This is a genomic window from Streptomyces cyaneofuscatus (genome assembly GCF_033109485.1).
GTDB classification, from domain to species: domain Bacteria; phylum Actinomycetota; class Actinomycetes; order Streptomycetales; family Streptomycetaceae; genus Streptomyces; species Streptomyces cyaneofuscatus.
In genome coordinates, this window is the sequence record NZ_CP137002.1 from 6,401,599 (window position 1) to 6,426,167 (window position 24,569).

The 24,569-nt window shown below is 71.7% G+C and carries 21 protein-coding genes; 11 read left to right on the top strand and 10 right to left on the bottom strand.

Translation table 11 applies throughout. The annotated features are described in order from the left end of the window. The first annotated feature begins 174 nt into the window (after nt 1–174). Nucleotides 175–1,761 carry a Na+/H+ antiporter gene (locus R2B67_RS28175; RefSeq protein ID WP_317821968.1) on the top strand — a complete coding sequence of 529 codons (1,587 nt, stop codon included), beginning with the start codon at nt 175–177 and terminating at the stop codon, nt 1,759–1,761. Nucleotides 1,762–1,799: 38 nt separating this feature from the next. On the opposite strand, the gene R2B67_RS28180 is transcribed toward R2B67_RS28175, so the two are convergent. Further along, nucleotides 1,800–2,951, bottom strand: a complete 1,152-nt coding sequence (locus tag R2B67_RS28180; RefSeq protein ID WP_317821970.1) for a mechanosensitive ion channel family protein — start codon at nt 2,949–2,951, stop codon at nt 1,800–1,802. 37 nt (nt 2,952–2,988) lie between these two features. Here R2B67_RS28180 and R2B67_RS28185 point away from each other — a divergent pair, with 37 nt between their 5' ends. Continuing rightward, the gene (locus tag R2B67_RS28185) at nt 2,989–3,567 is read left to right on the top strand and encodes a dienelactone hydrolase family protein (RefSeq protein ID WP_317821971.1); all 579 of its coding nucleotides are present in this window, start codon (nt 2,989–2,991) and stop codon (nt 3,565–3,567) included. Between the two features lie 7 nt (nt 3,568–3,574). Here R2B67_RS28185 and R2B67_RS28190 read toward each other — a convergent pair whose 3' ends face one another. From R2B67_RS28190 to R2B67_RS28205, 4 genes are all read right to left on the bottom strand, one after another. Further along, nucleotides 3,575–5,260: an alkaline phosphatase D family protein gene (locus R2B67_RS28190; protein WP_317821972.1), complete on the bottom strand. Its 1,686-nt coding sequence runs from the start codon at nt 5,258–5,260 to the stop codon at nt 3,575–3,577. A gap of 162 nt (nt 5,261–5,422) precedes the next feature. Further along, nucleotides 5,423–6,238, bottom strand: a complete 816-nt coding sequence (locus tag R2B67_RS28195; protein ID WP_018512016.1) for a DsbA family protein — start codon at nt 6,236–6,238, stop codon at nt 5,423–5,425. Nucleotides 6,239–6,302: 64 nt separating this feature from the next. Beyond that, nucleotides 6,303–7,034, bottom strand: coding sequence for a hypothetical protein (locus R2B67_RS28200; protein ID WP_317821973.1), 732 nt, complete (start codon nt 7,032–7,034; stop codon nt 6,303–6,305). Between the two features lie 78 nt (nt 7,035–7,112). Next, a complete protein-coding gene (locus R2B67_RS28205; protein ID WP_317821974.1) occupies nt 7,113–8,438 on the bottom strand; it encodes a DUF2252 domain-containing protein in 1,326 nt (441 codons plus the stop codon). A gap of 203 nt (nt 8,439–8,641) precedes the next feature. On the opposite strand from R2B67_RS28205, the gene dnaE reads away from it, so the two are divergent. After that, nucleotides 8,642–12,181: a DNA polymerase III subunit alpha gene (gene dnaE, locus R2B67_RS28210; RefSeq protein WP_317821975.1), complete on the top strand. Its 3,540-nt coding sequence runs from the start codon at nt 8,642–8,644 to the stop codon at nt 12,179–12,181. A 79-nt stretch (nt 12,182–12,260) separates the two neighbouring features. Here dnaE and R2B67_RS28215 read toward each other — a convergent pair whose 3' ends face one another. Beyond that, nucleotides 12,261–12,440: a hypothetical protein gene (locus R2B67_RS28215; protein ID WP_026241484.1), complete on the bottom strand. Its 180-nt coding sequence runs from the start codon at nt 12,438–12,440 to the stop codon at nt 12,261–12,263. Between the two features lie 291 nt (nt 12,441–12,731). On the opposite strand from R2B67_RS28215, the gene R2B67_RS28220 reads away from it, so the two are divergent. From R2B67_RS28220 to R2B67_RS28235, 4 genes are all read left to right on the top strand, one after another. Next, a complete protein-coding gene (locus R2B67_RS28220; RefSeq protein ID WP_317821976.1) occupies nt 12,732–14,003 on the top strand; it encodes an NYN domain-containing protein in 1,272 nt (423 codons plus the stop codon). Nucleotides 14,004–14,155: 152 nt separating this feature from the next. Further along, on the top strand, nt 14,156–15,139 hold the full coding sequence (locus R2B67_RS28225; protein WP_030564098.1) for an ABC transporter ATP-binding protein: 984 nt from the start codon (nt 14,156–14,158) through the stop codon (nt 15,137–15,139). A 97-nt stretch (nt 15,140–15,236) separates the two neighbouring features. After that, entirely contained in the window at nt 15,237–16,076 is an 840-nt protein-coding gene (locus tag R2B67_RS28230; RefSeq protein WP_018512023.1) for an ABC transporter permease, read from the top strand. A gap of 68 nt (nt 16,077–16,144) precedes the next feature. Further along, nucleotides 16,145–16,858: an ABC transporter permease gene (locus R2B67_RS28235; RefSeq protein ID WP_317821978.1), complete on the top strand. Its 714-nt coding sequence runs from the start codon at nt 16,145–16,147 to the stop codon at nt 16,856–16,858. A 173-nt stretch (nt 16,859–17,031) separates the two neighbouring features. Here the strand turns inward: R2B67_RS28235 and ybaK are convergent, their stop codons facing one another. The 4 genes from ybaK to R2B67_RS28255 form a co-directional block, all read right to left on the bottom strand. Then, complete coding sequence (gene ybaK / locus R2B67_RS28240; protein WP_317821980.1) at nt 17,032–17,535, bottom strand: Cys-tRNA(Pro) deacylase; 504 nt, start codon at nt 17,533–17,535, stop codon at nt 17,032–17,034. A gap of 17 nt (nt 17,536–17,552) precedes the next feature. After that, entirely contained in the window at nt 17,553–18,317 is a 765-nt protein-coding gene (locus R2B67_RS28245; RefSeq protein WP_018512026.1) for an LON peptidase substrate-binding domain-containing protein, read from the bottom strand. A gap of 5 nt (nt 18,318–18,322) precedes the next feature. Further along, complete coding sequence (locus tag R2B67_RS28250; protein ID WP_018512027.1) at nt 18,323–19,363, bottom strand: hypothetical protein; 1,041 nt, start codon at nt 19,361–19,363, stop codon at nt 18,323–18,325. Between the two features lie 221 nt (nt 19,364–19,584). Beyond that, on the bottom strand, nt 19,585–21,186 hold the full coding sequence (locus R2B67_RS28255; protein ID WP_018512028.1) for a hypothetical protein: 1,602 nt from the start codon (nt 21,184–21,186) through the stop codon (nt 19,585–19,587). Nucleotides 21,187–21,354: 168 nt separating this feature from the next. Here R2B67_RS28255 and hisD point away from each other — a divergent pair, with 168 nt between their 5' ends. From hisD to R2B67_RS28275, 4 genes are read left to right on the top strand one after another with little or no spacing between them, the layout of a single operon-like run. Continuing rightward, nucleotides 21,355–22,677 (top strand): histidinol dehydrogenase, encoded by a 1,323-nt coding sequence (hisD, locus tag R2B67_RS28260; protein WP_317821984.1) that lies wholly within the window; start codon nt 21,355–21,357, stop codon nt 22,675–22,677. Next, a complete protein-coding gene (locus tag R2B67_RS28265; RefSeq protein ID WP_317821986.1) occupies nt 22,674–23,804 on the top strand; it encodes a histidinol-phosphate transaminase in 1,131 nt (376 codons plus the stop codon). The genes hisD and R2B67_RS28265 overlap by 4 nt, the downstream gene beginning before the upstream one ends. Beyond that, a complete protein-coding gene (hisB, locus tag R2B67_RS28270; RefSeq protein WP_006123812.1) occupies nt 23,801–24,397 on the top strand; it encodes an imidazoleglycerol-phosphate dehydratase HisB in 597 nt (198 codons plus the stop codon). The genes R2B67_RS28265 and hisB overlap by 4 nt, the downstream gene beginning before the upstream one ends. Beyond that, nucleotides 24,394–24,561: a CG2302 family histidine operon protein gene (locus R2B67_RS28275; RefSeq protein ID WP_003969742.1), complete on the top strand. Its 168-nt coding sequence runs from the start codon at nt 24,394–24,396 to the stop codon at nt 24,559–24,561. Before hisB ends, R2B67_RS28275 begins: the two co-directional genes overlap by 4 nt. Nucleotides 24,562–24,569 lie beyond the last annotated feature (8 nt).

Below are 24,569 nucleotides of genomic sequence, written 5' to 3' on the forward strand. Positions count from 1 at the left end.
TCTCGCCCGTTCCGTGAACCGTGCGTGGCAGGGTGGAGCCCTGCCCGGCCGTCGCCCCGGCCGGGCTCCTGACGGCCGCTCACTCCGGCCGGACCCGCGGTCACGGCCGAGGCCGTGACCTGCACGTCGGCCCGGTGAGAGGCCCGGAACCGCACGCTCCGGAAGGCACCTGCCGTGGATCAAATGGCCCTGCTGCTCCTGCTGCTGCTCGGAGCCGTGGTCACGGTGCCCCTCGGCGCCCGCCTGGGGCTGCCGGCACCGGTCCTGATGACGCTGGCCGGGGTCGCGATGGCGTTCGCGCCCTTCGTGCCGAACGTCGACATCCCGCCCGAGATCATCCTCCCGGCCCTGCTGCCGCCGCTGCTCTACGCCTCCGTGCAGCGCACCTCCTGGCGCCAGTTCGCCGCCAACAAACGCCCGATCTTCCTGCTGGCCGTCGCCCTGGTCTTCGTCACCACGGCCGCCGTCGCCGCCGTCGCCAACTCCGTCGTGCCCGGTCTGCCGATCGCCGCGGCCGTCGCGCTGGGCGCGCTCGTCGCCCCGCCCGACCCGGTCGCCGCGACCGCCGTGGCGGGCTCGGTCGGCCTGCCGCGCCGGCTGGTGTCGATCCTGGAGGGCGAGGGGCTCTTCAACGACGTCACCGCCATCGTGCTCTACCACGTGGCCATCGCCGCGGCGGTGAGCGGCACCTTCTCGGTGCCCGAGGCCTTCGGGCTGCTGATCCTCTCCGCCGTGGTCGCGATCGCCGTCGGCCTCGCGCTCGGCTGGCTCACCATCAAGCTGATGGGCCTGCTGGGCGACGCCACCCTCCAGGTCGGCCTGAGCCTGCTGGTGCCGTTCGTCGCCTACGTCCTCGCCGAGGAGCTGATGGGCTCCGGTGTGCTCGCCGTCCTGACCATCGCGCTCTACCTCGCCGAGCACACCGCCGACGCCGACGACGTGCTCGGCCGGCTCACCGGACGTACCTTCTGGGAGATCGTCGACACCCTCGTCACCGGCGTGGCCTTCGGACTGATCGGCCTGGAGCTGCACAGCGTGTTCGGCACCTCGGGCGGGCGCGAGTTCCAGATGCTCGGCTGGGGGCTCGTGATCGTCGGGGTCGTCGTCGGTGTCCGGCTGGCCTGGCTGCTGCCCGCCACCTGGCTCGCCAAGCGGCTGCACACCCGGCGGGACGTCAGCGAGGAGATCCCGACCAGCTGGCGGGAGACCGTCGTCATGTGGTGGGCCGGGATGCGCGGGGTGGCCTCCGTCGCGCTGGCGCTGGCGATTCCGCTGGAGACGGACGACGGGCAGCCCTTCCCCGGCCGCGACGAGATCATCTTCATCGCCTTCTGCGTCATCATGGTCACCCTCGTCTTCCAGGGCCTCACCCTGCCGTGGCTGGTCCGCAAGCTCCGGGTGCGCGCCGACGCCGACGCCGAGGAGGCCCTGGAGCGGGAGCTCGCCGTGCGCGCCGCCAAGGCGGCCAAGCGCCGGCTCAAGGAGATCCAGGAGGTCGAGGAGTTCCCGGACGAGGTCGTGGAGCGGCTCCAGAAGGCCGCGTACGACATCGGGGCCCGGATCAACCCGGAGATCGTGGACGAGGAGCGGCGCGAGGCGTACGCGAAGCGGGCCGAGCGGTTCAAGGCGGTCAGCCGGGTCCAGCGGGAGATGATGTCGGCCGCCCGCCACGAGGTCCTCTCGGCGCGCAACGAGGCCGGCTCCGACCCCGAGGTCGTGGACCGGGTGCTGCGCTACCTGGACTTCCGCTCACTGCGCTGAGCCTCGGGGCGCCCTGAGCCTTCAGGACGCCCCGGTCCTCAGCCGCGGCCCGTCCGGGGTGACTTGGAGTCGTCCAGGTCGAGGGAGGGGCCGGACCCGTTGCGGCCGGGCCGGGGCCGTGCCCCCGTCAGCTCCGCCCACTGCTCGCCCGGCGGCAGCGCGGCGGGGGAGCTGGCGATGCGCGGCAGCGCGTACGGGTGGTGGTCGCGCAGCCAGCCGATCAGCTGCTCGCGCACCGCGCACCGCACCGTCCAGATGTCGTCCGCGTCCTTCGCCGTGACCACCGCCCGCACCTGGATCGTGGTCGGGGTCGTGTCGGTGACGGCGAGGGACCAGTCGCGGCCGTCCCACGCGGCGATGTCGCCGAGGATGTCCCGCAGCTTCTTGCGCATGGCGGCCACCGGCGCCGCGTGGTCCAGGTGGAAGAAGACCGTGCCGGTCATCTGGACCCCGCCGCGCGACCAGTTCTCGAACGGCTTGCTCGTGAAGTACGAGACCGGCATCGTGATCCGCCGCTCGTCCCAGGTCCGTACCGCCAGGAACGTCAGCGTGATCTCCTCGATGGTGCCCCACTCGCCGTCCACCACCACGGTGTCGCCGATCCGGACCATGTCGCCGAACGCGATCTGGAGCCCCGCGAAGAGGTTGCCGAGGGTCGACTGGGCGGCCACACCCGCGACGATGCCGAGCACACCGGCCGAGGCCAGCATCGAGGTGCCGACCCCGCGCATCGCCGGGAACGTCAGCAGCATCGCCGCGATGGCGACCACCGTCACCACCGCGATGACGACCCGCTGGATCAGCGTCACCTGCGTCCGGACCCGGCGGACCCGGGCGGGGTCGCGGGTGGACGTCGCGTACCGGGCGTAGCTGGACTCGACGACCGTCGCGGCGGCCCGCACCACCAGCCAGGCCGTGGCGCCGATCAGCACCAGGGAGAGGGCCTGGCCGATGCCGACCCGGTGCTCCCACACCCAGGCGATGCCCGACTGCCGGTAGCTGCCGCGCAGCAGCGCCGTGATGATCACCACCTGCAACGGTGGCCGGCAGCGCCGCAGCAGACCCCACAGCGGGGTCTCGTGGTGGCGGCTGTCGGCCTTGCGCAGCAGCCGGTCGACCAGCCAGCCGATCAGCAGGGTGATCACCACGGATCCGCCGAAGACGATCAGCGGGCGCAGCACGTTCTCCATCGTCCGGTCCTCCAAGCTGTGAGGCGCAACTGGCACCATGGGCCTCATGAACATCATGCTTTTCCACTCGACCTACGGGCTCACGCCCGCAGTGCACGCCGCGGCCGCGCGTCTGAGGGACGCCGGCCACGTGGTGCGCGTGCCCGATCTTTTCGAGGGGCACACCTTCGACACGGTGGAAGAGGGCATTGCCTTCAAGGAGGAGGTCGGCAAGGAGGAGCTGCTGAAGCGCGCGGTGCTGGCCGCCGCGCCCTACTCCGACCAGGGGCTCGTCTACGCCGGGTTCTCCCTCGGGGCGGCGACCGCGCAGACCCTGGCGCTCGGCGACGCGAAGGCGCGCGGGCTGCTGCTCCTCCACGGCACCTCGGACATCGCCGAGAACGCCACGGTGGACGAGCTTCCGGTCCAGCTGCACGTCGCGGACCCGGACCCCTTCGAGTCCCACGACTGGCTGAACAGCTGGTACCTCCAGATGCAGCGGACCGGCGCGGACGTGGAGATCTACCGCTACCCCGGGGCCGGCCACCTGTTCACCGACCCCGACCTCCACGACTACGACCAGGCGGCCGCCGAGCAGACCTGGAAGGTCGCGCTCGGCTTCCTGGCCACGCTGTAGAGCTCTCTCACCGCACCGGGCGGTCCACCCGCTCGACCTTCTGGGTGCCCCGGCGCGTCCGGTAGGAGCGGACCCAGGCGGAGGTGGCGTCCTGGGCCGTCTTGTCGGACAGCACGTAGTAGTCCATCTGCGAGCGCTCGGCGGTGACGTCCAGGACGCCGTAGCCGTGCGAGTCCATGTCCACCCACTTCACATGGCGGTTGGCGGTACGGACGGCCGCCGACGCGACCGTCGACACGGTCTGCGGCGCGACCCGCAGGATGTCGTCCAGGTTGTCCGAGGTCACCGACGTGACGACGAACTCCGTCGCCGCCGAGGGCGACAGCGGATACGTCGCCGCCTTCACCGGCACCTCACTGGCCCAGGCCATGTGGACGTCGCCGGTCAGGAACACCGTGTCGCGGATCCCCCGGTCCCGCAGATGCCCGATCAGCTCCTTGCGGTCGTCGGTGTACCCGTCCCACTGGTCGACGCTGAACGCCAGCCCCTCCTTCGGCAGCCCCAGCAGCCCGGTGAGCGGCCCCAGCAGATGGGCGGGGAGAGCCCCGAAGGCGACCGGCGAGATCATCACCGACGTCCCCACCAGCTTCCACACCGCGTCCGACCCGGCCAGACCCGCCTTCAGCCAGTCCAGCTGCGCCCGGCCGGTGATCGTACGCTCCGGGTCGTCCACCGAGCCGTTGCCGATGGACGCCTGCTCGGAACGGAAGCTCCGCAGGTCCAGCAGGTGCAGATCGGCCAGCCGCCCGAACCGCAGCCGCCGGTGGACGGTCCCCTCGGTGGAGGCGCGGACCGGCATCCACTCGAAGTACGCCTGCTTGGCCGCCGCCACCCGCTCCGCCCACGCCCCCTCCGTACCCGGGGTGTGGTTCTGCGCCCCGCCCGACCAGGCGTCGTTGGCGAACTCGTGGTCGTCCCAGATCGCGATGACCGGGTGGGCGGCGTGCAGCGCCTGGAGGTCGGTGTCGGTCTTGTAGGTGCCGTGCCGCAGGCGGTAGTCGGCCAGGTTCAGGATCTCGTGGGCGGGCCGGTGCTCCCGCAGGGCCGCGCCCTGGGTCGGGTAGCCGCCGGTCGCGTACTCGTACAGGTAGTCGCCCAGGTGCAGCACCGCGTCCAGGTCGCCGCGGGCGGCGAGATGGCGGTACGCGGAGAACCAGCCCGCCTCCCAGTTGGCGCAGGACACCACGCCGAAGCGGAGCCCCGCCACGCTCGCCCCGGTGGCGGGCGCGGTGCGGGTGCGGCCTACGGGGGAGCGGACCTCGGCGCCCTCGCCGGCCCCGCCTGCCTCGCCGCCCGCCGTGAAGCGGAAGTAGTACGTGGTGGCCGGGCGCAGTCCGCGGACGTCGGCCTTGACCGTGTGGTCGGAGGCGGCCGAGGCGAGCGTCGTACCGCTCCCGGCCGGCACGGTGAACTCCCGGTCCTCCGCGACCTCCCAGCGCACCGGGGTATCGGCCCCGCGCCCCGAACCGGGCTCCGCGCCGGGCTCGGGGGTGACGCGGGTCCACAGCAGGACCCCGTCGGGCAGCGGGTCACCGGAGGCGACGCCGTGCAGGAAGGCGGGCGCCGCCACCTGAGAGCCGGCAGTGGCGGAGGTGATGGTCGAGGTGGCGAGTACGGGGACGGCGGCGGCGGTCGCGGCGGCGGCCCGGACGACCGTGCGGCGGCTCAGCGAGGGTATGTGTCGACTGGTCACGGCCGATCACCCTACGGGCGCGTACAGCGAACGGGCGGGCGAACGGAGGAAGTTCGCCCGCCCGTCGGGAAACGGTCGCCGGGAGGTGGCCCGCCGGTCGGGGGCCGCCCGGAGGCGGGCGGACAGTCGGGGCCGCCGCCCGGCCCGGCAGCTCTGGAGGCGTTACGCCTTCAGCGCCTTGTCCACCGCCGCCGTGAACTCGGCCGCCGTCATCGGGGCGTTGTCGCTGCCCTCGGTGGTGACCTTCTTGCCGTCCATCTTCAGCGTGGGCGTGCCCTCCACCCCGCTCTTGCCGAACGCGTCGGACATCTTCATCGCCCAGGCGTCGTACGTACCGTCCTCGACGTCCTTCTGGAAGGCCTTGTTCCCCTTCAGCGCGTCCACCGAGTCGGCGACCTCGATGAGGTAGCTGTCCTTGGCGAACTTGTCCTCGCTCTCCTCCGGGTGGAACTTCGCGGAGTACAGCGCGGCCTTGTACTCCATGAACGCCTCGGGGCTCACGTTCAGCGCGGCGCCGAGCGCGCTCAGGGCGTTCTTGGAGCCCTCACCGTTGTCGACGTTGTCGATGAAGGTCGCACCGACGTACTTGACCTTGTACTTGCCGGCGTCGACGTCCTTCGTGACGGTCTCGCCGACGCCCTGCTCGAACGTGGCGCAGACCGGGCAGCGGGAGTCCTCGTACAGCTCCAGGGTCTTCTTGGCGTCGGACTTGCCGATCACCACGGTGGTGCCGTCCTTGCCGGAGGTGTTCCTCGGCGCTGTGACGTTCTTCGCGTCGGCGGCGGCGTCCCAGGCGGAGGGCTTGTTCAGCTGCATCACGCCGTAGCTGATACCGCCGATGACGGCGAGGGCCGCGACGACCGAGACGCCGACGACGAGCTGCTTGCGGGTCCGGTCCTTCTTGGCCTGCGCCTCGCGCTCGGCGCGCAGCCGCTCACGGGCCGCTGCCTTGTTCTGCTGGGTGTTGCGCTTGCTCATGGTGGTGTTCTCCGTGGATGCGTGGGGAGTGGAAGGGTGCTGCCCGGCGCCGGCCGTCCTGCCCTCAGGCAGCGGTGGCGTACGCGGTGAGCGGCGGCCCCCTCCGTCCCACGGAGTGCACGGGGAAGCGGGCCGGGGAGAGCGGGTGCACGCGCCCGGCTGCGCGGGGGAGACGGGGAGCGGACCGGACGGTGCCGCTCACCACGGCGACCGCGGTGAGCAGCGGCCGGAACGCCACCAGGGCCGCCGTGCGCACCAGCCCCGCCAGCGCCGCCTCGCCGCGCCGCAGCCAGGCGGCGGCGAGCAGCCCGACGGCCACATGGGCGGCGAGCAGCAGCCACGGCACGGCCGGACCCGGCTGCGCCAGCAGGGCCGCCGCGCGGTCGCCCGTACCGGTCATCCCGGCGAGCGGGGTGCCCACCGTGCCGACGCCCGCGATCCGTGCCCCGGTCGCGCCGACCTCGCCGCCCCCGCAGAGCACGTCGAAGCCGACCGAGCGCAGCGGGCCCGCGATGGGCCCGCCGGCCGCCCCGTAACAGAGGTGCTGGCCGGTGGTGAAGAGCGTGTCGGCCGCCAGCTCCAGCGGGACGAGCAGCCCCGCGATGGCGCCGAAGCCGCGCTCCCGGCCGGCCAGCGCGTACGCCATGCCGAAGACGACCGCCGCGAGGAGCGCGACGGCGGCCAGCGGCAGCGGGACCCCGGAGAGCAGCACGTGGGACGCCGTGGACAGGGTGACGACGAGCGCGGCGAAAAGCGCCGCGCGCACCACCCTGAGCTGCGTACCTGAGATGTCCATCGTCGGAAAGTGTGTCATGTGCGGAGGTAAGCGGACCTTAAAGAAGCTGAGAGTCACGGCACGGCCGGCTGCCGGCGCCTACAGGCCGGGGATCCGGCCGTTGCGGAAGAGGTCCACGAAGATCTGGTGGTCCGCGCGGGCCCGGGCCCCGTAGCTGTGGGCGAAATCGACCAGCAACTCGCCGAACCCCTCCTCGTCGGCCGCGATGGCCGCGTCGATCGCCCGCTCCGTGGAGAACGGCACCAGCGAGTGGCCGCTCTCGTCGTCCGCCGCCGCGTGCATGGTGGCCGTCGCCCGGCCGAGGTCCGCGACGACCGCCGCGATCTCGCCCACCTCGTCGATCTCGGACCAGTCCAGATCGACCGCGTACGGCGAGACCTCGGCGACCAGCTGGCCCGCGCCGTCCAGCTCGGTCCAGCCCAGCCACGGGTCCGCGTGCGCCTGGAGCGCCCGCTGCGAGATCACCGTGCGGTGCCCCTCGTGCTGGAAGTAGTCCCGCACGGCGGCGTCCGTGATGTGCCGGGAGACCGCCGGGGTCTGCGCCTGCTTGAGGTAGATCACCACATCGTTCTCCAGGGCGTCGCTGTTGCCCTCCAGGAGGATGTTGTACGAGGGCAGCCCGGCCGATCCGATGCCGATGCCCCGGCGGCCCACCACGTCCTTGACCCGGTAGGAGTCGGGGCGGGTCAGGCTCGACTCCGGCAGCGTCTCCAGATAGCCGTCGAACGCGGCCAGCACCTTGTACCGCGTGGCGGCGTCCAGGTCGATCGCGCCGCCGCCGTCCGCGAACCGGCGCTCGAAGTCCCGGATCACCGTCATCGAGTCCAGCAGCGAGAAGCGGGTCAGCGAGCGGGCGGCGCGCAGCGCGTCCAGCAGCGGGCCCTGAGCGGTGTCCAGCGTGAAGGGCGGCACCTCGTCGTTCTTCGCGCCCGTCGCCAGCGCGTGGATCCGCTCCCGGTAGGCCGCGGCGAAGACCCGGACCAGGTCGGTGATCTGCTCGTCGGACAGCGCCTTGGCGTACCCGATCAGCGCCACGGAGGCGGCGAACCGCTTCAGGTCCCAGGTGAAGGGGCCCACGTATGCCTCGTCGAAATCGTTGACGTTGAAGACGAGGCGGCCGTTGGCGTCCATGTAGGTGCCGAAATTCTCCGCGTGGAGATCACCGTGGATCCAGACCCGGCCGGTGCGCTCGTCCAGATACGGGCCGCCGCTCTGCTCCCGCTCCAGGTCGGTGTAGAACAGGCAGGCCGTGCCCCGGTAGAAGGCGAAGGCCGAGCCCGCCATCTTGCGGAACTTGACCCGGAAAGCGGCGGGATCGGCGGCCAGCAGCTCCCCGAAGGCGGTGTCGAAAACGGCGAGAATCTGTTCCCCGCGCTGCGCTGCGCCGGTCTGCGTTTCCGACATCTCTTGCTGCCTCCTGCTGTCGTTGGCGTGCCTGCCGGGGAACCCGGTGCGTGTGACGGAGTGCATGACAAAACGGACACCCGCCCCGCCCTCTCCAACGCTCGGCGGAAGCCGGGAGTGCCCGTCGTCCGACTCCGTCACGTCGTAGACTTCCACGCTGTCCCCCCGTCCGTCATCGCCCGACTTCCCGGAGGCCCGACGCCGTGACCAAGCCGCCCTTCACGCACCTGCACGTTCATACCCAGTACTCGCTGCTGGACGGTGCGGCGCGGCTCAAGGACATGTTCGAGGCGGCCAACGAGATGGGCATGACGCACATCGCGATGACCGACCACGGCAACCTCCACGGGGCCTACGACTTCTTCCACTCGGCCAAGAAGGCGGACGTCACGCCGATCATCGGCATCGAGGCGTACGTCGCCCCGGAGTCGCGCAAGCACAAGCGCAAGGTGCAGTGGGGACAGCCGCACCAGAAGCGCGACGATGTGTCCGGATCCGGTGGTTACACCCACAAGACGATCTGGGCGTCCAACAAGACCGGGCTGCACAACCTCTTCCGGCTCTCCTCCGACGCGTACGCCGAGGGCTGGCTCCAGAAGTGGCCCCGCATGGACAAGGAGACCATCTCCCAGTGGTCGGAGGGGCTCATCGCCTCCACCGGCTGCCCCTCCGGCGAGGTGCAGACCCGGCTGCGGCTCGGCCAGTTCGACGAGGCGGTGCAGGCGGCCTCCGACTACAAGGACATCTTCGGGGCCGACAAGTACTTCCTGGAGCTGATGGACCACGGCATCGAGATCGAGCGCCGGGTCCGTGACGGGCTGCTGGAGATCGGCAAGAAGCTGGACATCCCGCCGCTGGTCACCAACGACTCCCACTACACGTACGCGCACGAGGCCACCGCCCACGACGCCCTGCTCTGCATCCAGACGGGCAAGAACCTCTCGGACCCGGACCGCTTCCGCTTCGACGGCACCGGCTACTACCTGAAGACGACGGACGAGATGTACGCCGTCGACTCCTCCGACGCCTGGCAGCAGGGGTGCGCCAACACCCTGCTGGTCGCCCAGCAGATCGACACCACCGGCATGTTCGAGGCGAAGAACCTCATGCCGAAGTTCGAGATCCCGGACGGCTTCACGGAGATCACCTGGTTCCAGGAGGAAGTGCGCAAGGGCATGCAGCGCCGCTTCCCGAACGGTGTGCCCGACGACCGGCAGAAGCAGGTCGAGTACGAGATGGACATCATCATCCAGATGGGGTTCCCGGGGTACTTCCTGGTCGTCGCGGACTTCATCATGTGGGCCAAGAACAACGGCATCGCGGTGGGCCCCGGCCGTGGTTCGGCGGCCGGTTCGATCGTGTCGTACGCCATGGGCATCACCGACCTCGACCCGATCGAGCACGGGCTGATCTTCGAGCGGTTCCTCAACCCCGAGCGCGTCTCCATGCCCGATGTCGACATCGACTTCGACGAGCGTAGGCGCGTCGAGGTGATCCGGTACGTCACCGAGAAGTACGGCGCCGACAAGGTCGCCATGATCGGCACCTACGGCAAGATCAAGGCGAAGAACGCCATCAAGGACTCGGCCCGGGTGCTGGGCTACCCGTACGCCATGGGCGACCGCCTCACCAAGGCGATGCCCGCCGACGTCCTCGGCAAGGGCATCGACCTCAACGGCATCACCGACCCCAAGCACCCGCGCTACAGCGAGGCGGGCGAGATCCGGGGGATGTACGAGAACGAAGCGGACGTCAAGAAGGTCATCGACACGGCAAAGGGTGTCGAGGGCCTGGTCCGGCAGATGGGCGTGCACGCCGCCGGCGTCATCATGTCCAGCGAGCCGATCGTCGACCACGCCCCCGTCTGGGTCCGGCACACCGACGGCGTCACCATCACGCAGTGGGACTACCCGCAGTGCGAGTCGCTCGGCCTGCTGAAGATGGACTTCCTCGGCCTGCGCAACCTGACGATCATGGACGACGCCATCAAGATGGTGAAGTCCAACAAGGGCATCGACCTGGAGATGCTCGCCCTGCCGCTGGACGACCCCAAGACGTACGAACTGCTCTGCCGCGGTGACACGCTCGGCGTCTTCCAGTTCGACGGCGGGCCGATGCGCTCCCTGCTCCGCCAGATGCAGCCCGACAACTTCGAGGACATCTCCGCCGTCTCGGCCCTCTACCGGCCGGGCCCGATGGGCATGAACTCGCACACGAACTACGCGGAGCGCAAGAACGGCCGCCAGGAGATCACCCCGATCCACCCGGAGCTGGAGGAGCCCCTCAAGGAGGTCCTCGGCCTCACCTACGGCCTGATCGTCTACCAGGAGCAGGTCCAGAAGGCCGCCCAGATCGTCGCCGGGTACTCGCTCGGCGAGGCCGACATCCTGCGCCGCGTGATGGGCAAGAAGAAGCCCGAGGAGCTGGCGAAGAACTTCGTCCTCTTCGAGAAGGGCGCCAAGGAGAAGGGCTTCTCCGACGCGGCGATCAAGGCGCTGTGGGACGTCCTGGTGCCGTTCGCCGGGTACGCATTCAACAAGGCGCACTCCTCGGCGTACGGCCTGGTCACCTACTGGACCGCCTACCTCAAGGCGAACTACCCCGCCGAGTACATGGCTGCCCTGCTGACCTCGGTCAAGGACGACAAGGACAAGTCCGCGGTCTACCTCAACGAGTGCCGCCGCATGGGCATCAAGGTGCTCCCGCCCAACGTCAACGAGTCGCTGTCCAACTTCGCCGCCCAGGGCGACGACGTGATCCTCTTCGGCCTGACCGCCATCCGCAACGTAGGCCAGAACGTCGTCGACTCGATCATCCGCTCCCGCAAGGCCAAGGGGAAGTACAGCACCTTCCCCGACTTCCTCGACAAGGTCGAGGCGGTCGTCTGCAACAAGCGCACCGTCGAATCGCTGATCAAGGCCGGCGCCTTCGACGAGATGGGCCACACCCGCAAGGGGCTCGTCGCCCACCACGAGCCGATGATCGACAACGTGGTGCAGGTCAAGCGCAAGGAGGCCGAGGGACAGTTCGACCTCTTCGGCGGCATGGGCGAGGAGGAGAGCGACGAGCCGGGCTTCGGCCTGGACGTGGAGTTCTCCGACGTCGAGTGGGAGAAGGCCTACCTGCTCGCCCAGGAGCGGGAGATGCTCGGCCTGTACGTCTCCGACCACCCGCTCTTCGGCCTGGAGCACGTGCTGTCCGACAAGGCCGACGCCTCGATCTCCCAGCTGATGGGCGGCGACTACAGCGACGGCTCGATCGTCACCGTCGGCGGCATCATCTCCGGTCTCCAGCGCAAGATGACCAAGCAGGGCAACGCCTGGGCCATCGCCACCGTGGAGGACCTGGCCGGCTCCATCGAGTGCATGTTCTTCCCCGCCACCTACCAGCTGGTCTCCACCCAGCTCGTGGAGGACACCGTCGTCTTCGTCAAGGGACGGCTCGACAAGCGCGAGGACGTGCCCCGGCTGGTCGCCATGGAGATGCAGGTCCCCGACATCTCCAACGCCGGGACCAACGCCCCGGTCGTCCTCACCATCCCCACCGTGAAGATCACCCCGCCGATGGTCACGCGCCTCGGCGAGGTGCTCAGCCACCACCGGGGCGACACCGAGGTACGCATCAAGCTCCAGGGCCCCCGCAAGACCACCGTCCTGCGGCTGGACCGGCACCGGGTCAAGGCCGATTCGGCCCTCTTCGGCGATCTGAAGGTGCTGCTCGGGCCGTCCTGCCTGGCCGGCTGAGCCGTCCCGTAGAGACGAGAGGGGCGTCCCGCACCGTGCGGGACGCCCCTCTCGTGCATGACCGCGAGCGGCCGACGCGTCAGTTGTGACCGAAGCGCCGCTGGTGCTTGCGCGCCACGTCGGACGGGCTGCCCTGGGACTGCGTCTGCGGCTGGGTCTGCGACTCGTACGCCGTCGACTTGGCCTGCTCGGCGCTACGCTCCGACGCGGACGCGCGATCGTGCTGGCTGCCCTGCTTGCGGTTCTTGTTCTTGGCCATGGTGAATGCCTCCTGTGGGGAATCCTGGGGGGCCAGGACCATCGTCAGACTCACATAGCGCCGCAAACCGTGCATGTTGGATCATTACCGTGCGTAGCGGTATCCGCAGTGACGGTCGTCCCCGCCCTCCGCCCCAGACCTTTTCCAGCCCTTTCCCGATTCGCCACGCCGATGATCGAGTTCCGGCCGTTAACCCTTGTGCGGTCGGGCAGACTCGAAGGAAACCCTGGGTAAGCGGACCCGGTCATCGAGGGGCGGGCCGCTGAACCGTTCCCGAATTCCTGGAAGAGGGTGGAACGCGTGGACCGTTGCGTCGTCCTGGTGGACGCCGGCTACTTGCTGGGCGCAGCCGCGAGTCTGCTGGCCGGAGAGCCCGCCCGTTCCCGCATCACCGTCGACCACGCGGCCCTCATCCAGGGGCTGCGCGAGCGGGCCGAGGCCGATACGCAGCAGCCGCTGCTGCGGATCTACTGGTTCGACGGCGCCCCCGACCGGGTGCCCCAGCCCGAGCACCGCAGGCTCCGGGTGATGCCCCGGGTGACCGTACGGCTGGGAGCCCTGACCCGCAGCGACGGACGCTGGGCGCAGAAGGGCGTGGACGCCGCCATGCACGCCGAGCTCACCGAGCTGGCCAGGAACCGGGCCTGCTCGGACGTGGTCCTGGTGACCGGTGACGGCGATCTGCTGCCGGGGCTCATGTCCGCCAAGGAGCACGGCGTCGCCGTCCACCTGTGGGCCGTCCAGGCCGCCGACGGCGACTACAACCAGTCCGAGGACCTCGTCGCCGAGGCGGACGAACGCCGCGTCCTCGACCGGGCCTGGATCACCAAGGCCGTCCGCGCCAAGGACACCGGCGGCAGCTGCCCCCCGCCGCCCGCCCCGCGCCCCGAGATCGCCGCCATCCTCTCCGCGCCACTGCCGGAGGCCGCCCTCGCCGCCTCCGCCGAGCGGGCCTCCGAAGCGGCCCAGGCGGCCCAGGCCGCCGCCCGCACCGGGCCCGCCGCGCCCGCCGAGCCCGGCCCCTCCGAGCCCCCGGCCGCCCCCGGCCACAAGGGCGTCCCCACCCCCAAGGACCTCGCCGCCCTCCGCGCCCACGCCACCCACCCCGACCGGACGGCCGCCCAGAACGCGACCCCCGCCAACGCGACCCTGCGCTGGTCCTCCGACAAGGGCTGGGTCGAGCGCGGCGGCCCCCTCGGCGAACCCGCCGAGACCGCCTCCCTGCCGACCCTCGCCCAGGTCACCAGCGCCGAACAGCGCTGGGCCGACCGGGAGGAGGACATCACCACCGTCGGCGGCGACCCCTTCGAGGTCGGCCAGGTCTTCGCCCGGCGCTGGATGGAACGGCTCCCGGAGACCGTCCACCTCCAGAAGCTCTCCACCATGTACCCGCGCATCCCGCACCGCATCGACGGCGAACTCCTGCGGTACGCGGCCCGCTTCGGGCTCCTCGCCCACAAGGACGACCAGATCGACGAGCACGACCGCTATGCGATCCGGGCCGGGTTCTGGCGCGAGATCGACGTGCGGGCGGCGGCGGAGCACGTGCCCGCCGGGGAGTAGGGCGTTCCCCCGGGCCGTGCCGGGCGTCTCCCGCCGCTCGTGACGGGCTCCGCGACGCGTGACGGCCCCGGACGCAAACCGGGGCGTGTGACCCCGTACCCTCGTACCTCGTGAGTACGGGCACAGCACAGGCGCAGAGCGACACCGGCACCGTGTGCGCGGTGCGTGACCTCGTCAAGACCTATCCCGCCGTCCGGGGCCGCCGCGGCGCGCCCGCCACCCCCGAGGTGCGCGCCACCGACGGGATCAGCCTCGATGTCGAGCGCGGCGAGATCTTCGGACTGCTCGGCCCCAACGGCGCCGGCAAGTCCACCCTCGTCCGCCAGCTCACCGGGCTGATGCGCCCCGACTCCGGCTCCGTCGAAGTCCTCGGCCACGACCTCGTACGCCACCCCGAGCGGGCCTCCCGGCTGATCGGCTACCTCGGGCAGGAATCCACCGCCCTGGACGAGCTGACGGTCTCCCTGGCCGCCGAGACCACCGGCCGGCTGCGCGGCCTCCACGTCCGCGAGGCCCGCGCCGAACGCGACGCCGTACTGGAGGAGCTCGGCCTCACCGAGCTGGCCGGGCGGCCCCTGAAGAAGCTCTCCGGCGGACAGCGCAGGCTCGCCTGCTTCGCCGCCACCCTCGTCGGGGACCGGCCCGTACTGGTCCTGGACGAACCGACGACCGGCATGGACCCGGTGGCCCGGCGGGCCGTCTGGGCCGCCGTCGACCGCCGCCGGGCCGAACGCGGCGCCACCGTCCTGCTGGTCACCCACAACGTCATCGAGGCCGAGACCGTCCTCGACCGGGTCGCCGTCCTGGAGCGCGGCCGGGTCATCGCCTGCGACACCCCCTCCGGGCTCAAGGAGAAGGTCGCCGGCGAGGTCCGCGTCGAGCTCATGTGGCGCGAGCGGGCCCCGCTGGACGTCCCGGAGGTCGCCGCGCTGCGCCCGTCCGCCCAGGAGTCCGGGCGGCGCTGGGTGCTGCGGCTCAGCCCCGACGAGGCCCGGGCCGCGGTCGCCGCGGTGACGGGCGGCGCGGCCTTCGCCGCGCTCGACGATTTCACCCTGGCCACACCCAGCCTGGAAGATGTGTACCTGGCGCTCGGCGGGGACGCGGCCAATGCGAGCAAAGGGCTGGTGAAGGCGTGAGGATCCGGGGACGCGGGGCGCTGAACGGGGCGCAGGCACCGTACGTAGTGGTGGGCGCGGTGGATGTACTGGACGGGTGTAAGGGGAGCGGCCTCAGGTGACGAGCATCATTCCGGCCCGGACCGCACCCTCGCGGCCCCGGTCCCTGCCCCGGCCCACCGGCTCCGCCGCGCGGACCGTGCCCGCCCCGCTCGCGCCGCGCGCCCGACTGCTGCCCTCGCTGGCCGCCGTCTACCGCGCCCAGCTCTCCCGGGCCCGGGTCGCCCGGATCCCGCTGCTCTTCGTGGCGACCTTCCAGTCCGTCGGGATCATGGTCCTGATGCGGGGCGTCGTCGACGGCGGGGCCGAGGCGCGTGCGGTGGTCGCCGGCTCCAGCGTGCTGGTGGTGGCGTTCGTCGCGCTCAACCTGCTCGCCCAGTACTTCGGCCAGCTACGGGCCGGCGGCGGGCTCGACCACTACGCCACCCTGCCGGTGCCGCCCGCCGCGGTGGTGCTGGGGGCGGCGGCCGCGTACGCCTCGTTCACCGTGCCCGGCACGGTCTTCACGGCGATCACCGGGAGCGTGCTGTTCCAGCTCCCGATGACCCATCTGTGGGTCCTGGTCGCCGTCATCCCGCTCTCCGGCGCCGCCCTGGCCGGTCTGGGGGCGGCTCTCGGGCTGCTCGCGCCGCGCCAGGAGCTGGCCACGCTGCTGGGGCAGCTGGGCATGTCCGCGGCCCTGCTGCTCGGGGTGCTGCCGGCCGACCGGCTGCCGGAGCCGGTGGGGTGGGCGCGGGACCTGCTGCCCTCGACGTACGGGGTGGAGGCGCTGGCCCGCTCCTTCGACGCCTCGCCGGACTGGGGCATGATCGGCCTCTTCCTCGCGGTCTGCGCGGTGGTGGGGGTGCTGTCGCTGGCGGTCGCCACGTGGGCGTACCGGCGGGCGGCGGTGCGGTAGGGGCGTGTCGTACGCCGGTGGCGTGCCCCGTACGCACGGGTGCGGCAGCCGGTGAGGCGCCGCACAGGGTGGCCTGGCACGATGGCACGGTGACCGCACCTCTGACGCCGCCTCACCAGCCGAACCCGCACGATCCGTGGCAGAACCCGCCCTCGGGCTCCCACCTCGCGCCCGCGTACGGCTCGCCCGACGACCCGGACACGGCGACGGAGCTCCGTCAGGCCGCCGTGGTCCTGGTGCTCGTGGCGCTCGCCGGTATCGCGCTCGGGCTGCTGTGGCTGTGGCTGGCGCCCCGCGTTCCCCTGGTCTCCGACGGCAGTGCCGTCTTCCTGCAGAACAGCGAGGGCGAGGAGGCGATCGGGGCGGACGGAACGTTCGTCCTGCTGGCGGCCGTGTTCGGCGTGCTGTCGGCGGCCGTCGTCGCCTGGCGGCTGCGGCGGGGCGGTGTCCTCGTCGTGGTGGGACTCGCGCTGGGCGGGGTGCTCGGCTCGCTGCTGGCCTGGCGGGTGGGGATCTGGCTGGGGCCGTCCTCCGACGTGGTGGCCCGGGCGCGGGAGGTCGGCAAGGGGGTCGTCTTCGACGCGCCGCTGGAGCTGCACGCGGTGGTGGTGGCGGTGCTGGTGTGGTCGTTCGTGGCGCTGGCCGTGCATGTCCTGCTGACGGCGGCGTTCGGGGTGCGGGAGCCTGAGCCGGCTTGGGTGGGGGAGGGGTGGACGTCCTATTACGGGAAGCCGGGGCCTGATGTGCCGCCGGCGCCGGGTGGGGGTTCGGGGGCGTCGTAGCGGCGCGGGTGGGGGCGCCTGCGGCGGGCTGTTCCCCTCCCCGCCCCTTCCCGATACCGGGGCTCCGCCCCGGGCCCCTTTGTCCTCAAGCGCCGGACGGGCTGGTTTCGGGGCTCCGCCCCCGGACCCCGCTCCTCAAGCGCCGGAGGGGCTATGAATAGCCCCGGCCGGGGCTACAAGTGGCCCCGGCCGATCTCCGCGAACACCGCCCCCGTCAGCTCCGCCAGATCCGGCGCCGCCAGCTCCACCTGCAGGCCCCGGCGGCCCGCCGAGACGCAGATCGTGGTGTGCGTCCGGGCCGACGCGTCCAGCACCGTACGCAGGCGTCTGCGCTGGCCCAGGGGGGAGATGCCGCCCCGGACGTAGCCCGTGGTGCGTTCTGCGGCCGCCGGGTCCGCCATCGTGGCGCGCTTGCCGCCCACCGCGGACGCCAGGGCCTTGAGGTCCAGGGAGCCGGCCACCGGGACGACCGCGACCGTCAGCTCGCCGTCGACGTCCGCGACCAGGGTCTTGAAGACCCGGTCGGGGGAGATGCCCAGGGCCTCGGCGGCCTCCTCGCCGTAGGAGGTGGAGGCCGGGTCGTGGTCGTAGGGGCGGAGCGTGAAGGCGGTGCCCGCCGCGGTCAGGGCGACCGTGGCGGGGGTGCCGCCCGACTGCTTCTTCGGCTTCTTCGCCACCGGTACGGAATCCTTGTTCAGTTGGGGTGGGTAGGGGCGCGGGTCAGGTCCGGCGCGGGGAGCGAGGGCAGGTGGCGGATGACCGCAGTCTCCCGGCGCAGCAGCGTCAGCTCCTCGCGCAGGCGCGTCGCGGTGTCCGGGGCCTGGAGGAGGCGCTGCTTGGTGGGGACGTCCAGGACGGTGGCCGCCGCGACCAGGTAGGAGACCACCGAGGGGTCGTCGGGCAGCTCGGAGCCGGTGGCGAGTGAGCGTTCGGTCGCTCCCGCCAGCCGCTTCTGGTAGGCGCGGAACGCCCGCAGGACGCCCTCCGCCAGGGCTCCGGCCTCGTCGGCCTCGTCCTCGGCGGGCGGCTCCTCGGCGACCTCCTCGACCTCGGCGCTCAGATACGGGCCGCTCGCGTCGATCGAGAGCAGCCTGACCCGGGTGGTGCCGGTGGCCAGGACCTCGAAGCTGCCGTCCGGGCGCTCATGGATGGTCGCCGCGTCGGCGATGCAGCCGACCCGGTGGAAGGTCTGGATGGGGTCGGGGCCGAAGCCCTCGGCGGGCGCGCGCTCGGCGGGGGGTGCGGAGGCGACGGGGTCCGGCATGCCGGTGCCCGTCACCGCGGTCTCGCGGCCGTCGCGGATCGCGACCACGACGAAGCGGCGAGGTTCGTCCTCGTCGCTCTTCAGCAGCTCCCGCATCATGGCGCGATACCGCTCCTCGAAGACGTTGAGCGGCAGCACGAGGCCGGGGAACAGCACCGTGTTGAGCGGGAAAAGGGGGAGACGGGCGGTGGTCACAACGCTCAAGCGTAATGGCCGCGCGGACGTCCGCGGTCGGCCCGGTTCCGCAAGGGGGTCACGGAGGCCACCTGGAGCCGTGCGCCGTCCCGTGCGTCGAGGAACCGGCCCAGGGCGTCGTCGGAGACCGAGGACCACGGGAACGACGTCGCGTGCTGCCCGATCAGCGTGAACTGCTCCAGCGCCTCGGCCCAGCGCCCCCGGGCGAGGAGCACGTACGCGAGGAGGTTGCGGACCTCGGCGGGCCACGGGTCGCCGGGCCGGTAGGCGGCCGACAGCCGGATGGCCGCGTCGGCCGCCGCGTCGATCCGCTCCTCCAGTACGGAGGTGGTGCGGCCGAGCGCCTGGGTGTCCAGGAGGAGGGCGAAGGCCGCCCGGACCGGGAGGGCCTGCACCAGGGAGTGGGGTACGGCGTCCTCGGCGGCCCGCTCGGCGAAGTCGAAGCACTCGCGGTGCGAGCCGTACCAGGCGGCCGAGAGGTACCGCAGCGCCGCCACATGGCAGCCGTAGTGGTGCGCGGAGCGCCGTATCGCCTGTTCCCACAGCGACTCGAAGGCGGTGTGCGTGGCGTGGCTGCCGCGGGCGTGGTCCAGGGCGAGCCGCCAGGGGACCGGGTCGCGCGGGTCCGCCTCGGCGGCGGCGGTGATCAGCGGGCCGACCTCGTGGAGCCGTTCCGCGCGGGCGGGCGACTCCCAGGCCCGGCGGACCGCGAGCTCCGCCTTGACCAGCAGGGCGTCCGGGTCGCGCGGGGCGGCGGCCAGCCAGTCGGTGAGCCAGCCGTCCCGGTGGCGGGCGAAGGTGACGAGCCGGCCGAGATAGCGGTCGCGGTTCTCCCAGTCGGCGGAGTCCCGGGTGGTGGCGAGCAGCTTGGCGGCCGGTTCGGGGTCGCCGAGGGCAGCGGCCACCAGCGCCGGGGACAGCCGCTCGTCGGGGGCGTCGAGCAGCACGGCGTCATCCGCGGGCAGTCCGGCGGACAGCGGAGGGCTGTGCCGGATCATGCGCGCGGTACTGAGCAGAGCGCGAAGGAAGGCCATGGTGCAGACCATTGAAAAGCCCTGGTGAGGGCCGCGCCAGGGGTGCGCTGTGAAGCTTCTGTGCCGAGTGGATGGGTTGTATCCGGCCGGGTCAAGAAAGGGCAAAGGAAATGTCCGGCAGTGGCTTGAAAATGACCCTCCAGGCACCTCGTCACCGGCGTCACAGCGGCCCCGCGCACCCCTCGGAACCGCCGGTCCAGGCCACCCTCACCCGGTTCGAACTGCCGTTTCGGTCAGCCCCTGCGCAGCAGCCGGGAGGCTCCCGCGGCCACCGTCGTGGCCAATATCCACCCCACGAGCACCAGAGCGGCCGCCGCCCACTGCCAGCCGCCCTCCATCCGCCAGTAACCGTCCTGGCCGAGGTTGACCACGGGGATGAGGAGGTCCAGCGCGTAGAGCGCCGGATTCCACAGCGGCGACTCGTCGTTCTTGATCGTCAACGGGTCATACCGCGAGAAGGCCGCCGTGCCCGCCGCCCACAGCACCGCCATCCACACCAGCGCCCGCCCCGGCCGGTACCCGTACGCCACCGTCCAGTCCTGGAGGAACCCCCACGCCTTCGCGGCGGGCGGCAGCGTCTCCCGGCGGCGGCGCTGCTTGGCCAGCAGCACCTCCCGCGCGTCCGAGTCCTCCCCGCTGCCGCGCAGCACCGTCGCGAGCCGCTCGTACGGCTCGGGGACGTACTCCGGGGTCGCAGCCAGCACCCACTCCAGCCGCCGCGAGAGCGGGAAGTGGCCGTACGGGACGAGGTTCTCGTAGACGAAACCGCCCATCGCCAGACCGCCGGGCCCCGGCCAGCTGGTCGACAGGTCGATCAGGGTCACCACCTTCGCCCCGTTCAGCACGACCCGGCCCTCCTCCGGCCGCTCCGCGTTGAACCGCAGCTCCGGCGTGACGATCCGGCGCAGCGACAGCTCCTCCTGCCGGGTCATCGAGAACCGGGCCTTGTGCAGGTCCACCGCGTCCCCGAACCGCCCGTCGTCCAGCCGCACCCCGCCCTTGCACTCGAAGATCTGCGACCGGGTCCCGCGCGCCGGGGTCGGCGCGTAGACCACGCCGTACGGGGGAGTCGTGCCCTGGTTCCCGGTGTCGACGCTCACCCACGCCTCGGTCATGTAGAGCGTGCGCTCCACCGTCAGCTGCGGTGCGTTCAACGCGCGCCGGTCCTCCGCCGCCCGCAGATGGCTGCCCCGCAGGCTCAGCGAACCGCCCACCTTCGCCCCGCGCAGGCTCAGCTCCCCGTGCGTCTCGATCATCTCGGCCTGGAGGTCCTGGGCGACCGACATGCCGTCCCCGACGAAGGCCCGGCCGTGCCGGTCGGGCCCCACGCTGAGCTGGTTGATCAGGAGGTCCGTGCCGATCTGGGCGTCGGTGAGCCGGATGCCCCGGTCGATCCGGCAGCGCGGCAGATGCAGATCGCCCTCCGTGTGCAGCCGGGCCGCCTCCAGCCGGGGCAGCAGACAGCCCACCATCCGCAACGTCGTGAAGTGGCACTCCGGGAGCACCACCTCCTGCTCGAAACGGCACCCCGTCAGCTCCACGTACGGCGAGACCCGCCCGCCCGCCAGATCCAGCTTCCCGGTGATCCGCACCCCCCGGAGCTTCAGCGCCGCCACCCGGCCCGGCCGCGCCGGCGGCCCACTCAGCAGCAGCCGCGCCACCGTCCGCGCGCCGACACTCCGCTCGGGCCCCCAGGAGTGCGGGCCGAACGGATCGTTGCGGGCGGAGTCGTACGTACGTAAGTCGTAGGTCGTCCCGTTCCGGAAGGACTGCCACATGCCCAGCTCCGCTGCGCTGAGCCCGTCCGGGATATCGCCTTCGTGCGGCTCGGTCACGGCCGCTCCCTCCGTGCACACATGCTGTAGTCGTGTCCTTCCCTCTGTGTGACGCCGTGAAAGCTATCGGGCAGCAGTGACAGCGGGCACGGCCCGAGTTGGCCGAGACATGTATCAGCCAGTGATACGGGCGACCGGGCGTCCCGAGCGGTCTGCGAGAATTGCGGTGTGATCTCTCGAATCGATCTGCGCGGCGACACCCTCCCCGAGGGTGCTGCCCTGCGCGACCTGCTGCCCCGTGCCGAGTTCGACGTGGAAGCCGCCCTGGAGACGGTGCGGCCCATCTGCGAGGACGTACGCCATCGCGGCTCCGCGGCAGTGATCGAGTGGGGGGAGAAGCTCGACGGTGTCCGGATCTCGTCGGTCCGTGTGCCCGCCGAGGCGCTGAAGCAGGCGCTGGAGGAGCTGGACCCGGCCGTGCGCGCCGCGCTGGAGGAGTCGATCCGCCGCGCCCGCCTCGTCCACCGCGAGCAGCGCCGCACCACGCACACCACCCAGGTCGTCCCCGGCGGCACCGTCACCGAGAAGTGGGTCCCCGTCGAGCGCGTGGGGCTCTACGTCCCCGGCGGCCGCTCGGTCTACCCCTCCTCCGTCGTGATGAACGTCGTCCCGGCCCAGGAGGCGGGCGTCGAGGGCATCACGGTGGCCTCTCCGCCGCAGAAGGACTTCGACGGCCTCCCGCACCCGACGATCCTCGCCGCCTGCGCCCTGCTCGGCGTGGACGAGGTGTACGCGGCGGGCGGCGCCCAGGCCGTCGCGATGTTCGCGTACGGCACCGAGGACTGCCTCCCGGTCAACCTGGTCACCGGCCCCGGCAACATCTACGTCGCCGCCGCCAAGCGCCTCCTCAAGGGCCGCATCGGCATCGACGCCGAGGCCGGGCCCACCGAGATCGCGATCCTCGCCGACACCACCGCCGACCCGGTGCACGTCGCCGCCGACCTGATCAGCCAGGCCGAGCACGACCCGATGGCCGCCGCCGTCCTGGTCACCGACTCCGAGGAGCTGGCCGCCGCCACCGAGGCGGAGCTGGCCCCTCAGGTCGCCGCGACCAAGCACATCAAGGACCGCATCGAGCCCGCGCTGGCCGGCCGCCAGTCCGCGATCGTGCTGGTCTCCTCGATCGAGGACGGCCTCAAGGTCGTCGACGCGTACGGCGCCGAGCACCTGGAGATCCAGACCGCCGACGCCGCCGCCGTCGCCGACCGGGTCCGCAACGCCGGAGCGATCTTCGTCGGCCCCTGGTCGCCGGTCTCGCTCGGCGACTACTGCGCCGGCTCCAACCACGTCCTGCCCACCGGCGGCTGCGCCTGCCACTCCTCGGGCCTCTCCGTGCAGTCCTTCCTGCGCGGCATCCACATCGTCGACTACACCCGCGACGCGCTCGCCGAGGTCACCCACCATGTGGTGACCCTCGCCGAGGCGGAGGACCTCCCCGCCCACGGCGCAGCGCTCAAGGCAAGGTTCGGCTGGAAGGTCCCGCAGCAGTGACGAACGGCAGCACCACCCCCCGTAACCCCTGGGACGAGCTCCCCATCCGCGACGAGCTGCGCGGCCAGTCCCCGTACGGCGCGCCCCAGCTCGACGTCCCCGTACGCCTCAACACCAACGAGAACCCCTACCCGCTCCCCGAAGCCCTGGTCGATCGCATCGCCGAGCGGGTCCGCGAGGCCGCCCGCGGCCTCAACCGCTACCCCGACCGGGACGCCGTCGAGCTCCGCACCGAGCTGGCCCGCTACCTCACCCGGACCGCCGGGCACGAGGTCACGGCGGCCCACGTCTGGGCGGCCAACGGCTCCAACGAGGTCCTTCAGCAGCTCCTCCAGACCTTCGGCGGGCCCGGCCGCACCGCGATCGGCTTCGAACCGTCGTACTCGATGCACGCCCTGATCTCCCGGGGCACCGGCACCGGCTGGATCTCCGGGCCGCGCAACGACGACTTCACCATCGACGTCGAGGCCGCCCGCGCCGCCATCGCCGAACACCGCCCCGAGGTCGTCTTCATCACCTCGCCCAACAACCCCACCGGCACCGCGGTGAACGCCGACACCGTCCTCGCCCTGTACGACGCCGCCCAGGCCGCCGGGCCCTCGATCGTCGTCGTCGACGAGGCGTACGGCGAGTTCAGCCACCACCCCTCGCTGCTCCCGCTGATCGAGGGCCGCCGCAACCTGATCGTCTCGCGGACCATGTCCAAGGCGTTCGGCGCCGCCGGGCTGCGCCTGGGCTACCTCGCCGCCGACCCGGCCGTGGTCGACGCGGTCCAGCTGGTGCGGCTGCCGTACCACCTCTCCTCCGTCACCCAGGCCACCGCGCTCGCCGCCCTGGAGCACACCGATACGCTGCTCGGGTACGTCGCGCAGCTCAAGAGCGAGCGCGACCGGCTGGTGGCCGAGCTGCGCGCCACCGGCTACGAGGTCACCGACTCGGACGCCAACTTCGTCCAGTTCGGCCGCTTCGACGACAGCCACGCCGTCTGGCAGAGCATCCTCGACCGGGGCGTCCTGGTCCGGGACAACGGCGTACCGGGATGGCTGCGGGTCACCGCGGGCACCCCGGCAGAGAACGACGCGTTCCTCGATGCGGTACGCGAACTCAAGAAGGAGCACGACGCATGAGCCCCCGCGTAGGCCGCGTGGAACGCACCACGAAGGAAACGTCCGTGCTCGTCGAGATCAACCTCGACGGCACCGGAAAGGTCGATGTCGCCACCGGGGTCGGCTTCTACGACCACATGCTCGACCAGCTCGGCCGCCACGGCCTCTTCGACCTCACGGTCAAGACCGAGGGCGACCTGCACATCGACACCCACCACACCATCGAGGACACCGCCCTCGCGCTCGGCGCCGCCTTCAAGCAGGCCCTCGGTGACAAGGTCGGCATCTACCGCTTCGGCAACTGCACCGTCCCGCTGGACGAGTCGCTCGCCCAGGTCACCGTCGACCTCTCCGGCCGCCCCTACCTGGTGCACACCGAGCCGGAGAACATGGCCCCGATGATCGGGACCTACGACACGACGATGACCCGCCACATCTTCGAGTCCTTCGTCGCCCAGGCCCAGGTCGCCCTGCACATCCACGTGCCGTACGGGCGCAACGCCCACCACATCGTGGAGTGCCAGTTCAAGGCGCTCGCGCGTGCCCTGCGGTACGCCTCCGAGCACGACCCGCGCGCCGCCGGCATCCTGCCCTCCACGAAGGGCGCCCTGTGACCGGCCTCAACACCATCCTGATCGTCGTCGGCCTCTTCCTGGCCGGCGGCGTCTACTCCTTCGCCAAGCAGGGGATGCCCAAGGGCGTCATCGTGCTGCTGTCGATCGGCTCCGTGATGTGCCTGGTGGCGGGCATCCTGCGGATCCAGGGCCTGTGGGACTGAGGGGCACG

Bases quoted from the DNA above. Each gene is read 5' to 3' on its own strand.
- R2B67_RS28185 (WP_317821971.1), top strand. From the start codon at position 2,989: ATGGGCCTCATGAACATCATGCTTTTCCACTCGACCTACGGGCTCACG.
- R2B67_RS28215 (WP_026241484.1), bottom strand. From the start codon at position 12,440: ATGGCCAAGAACAAGAACCGCAAGCAGGGCAGCCAGCACGATCGCGCG.
- R2B67_RS28180 (WP_317821970.1), bottom strand. From the start codon at position 2,951: ATGGAGAACGTGCTGCGCCCGCTGATCGTCTTCGGCGGATCCGTGGTG.
- R2B67_RS28250 (WP_018512027.1), bottom strand. From the start codon at position 19,363: ATGGTCTGCACCATGGCCTTCCTTCGCGCTCTGCTCAGTACCGCGCGC.
- R2B67_RS28205 (WP_317821974.1), bottom strand. From the start codon at position 8,438: ATGTCGGAAACGCAGACCGGCGCAGCGCAGCGCGGGGAACAGATTCTC.
- hisB (WP_006123812.1), top strand. From the start codon at position 23,801: ATGAGCCCCCGCGTAGGCCGCGTGGAACGCACCACGAAGGAAACGTCC.
- R2B67_RS28195 (WP_018512016.1), bottom strand. From the start codon at position 6,238: ATGAGCAAGCGCAACACCCAGCAGAACAAGGCAGCGGCCCGTGAGCGG.
- R2B67_RS28200 (WP_317821973.1), bottom strand. From the start codon at position 7,034: ATGGACATCTCAGGTACGCAGCTCAGGGTGGTGCGCGCGGCGCTTTTC.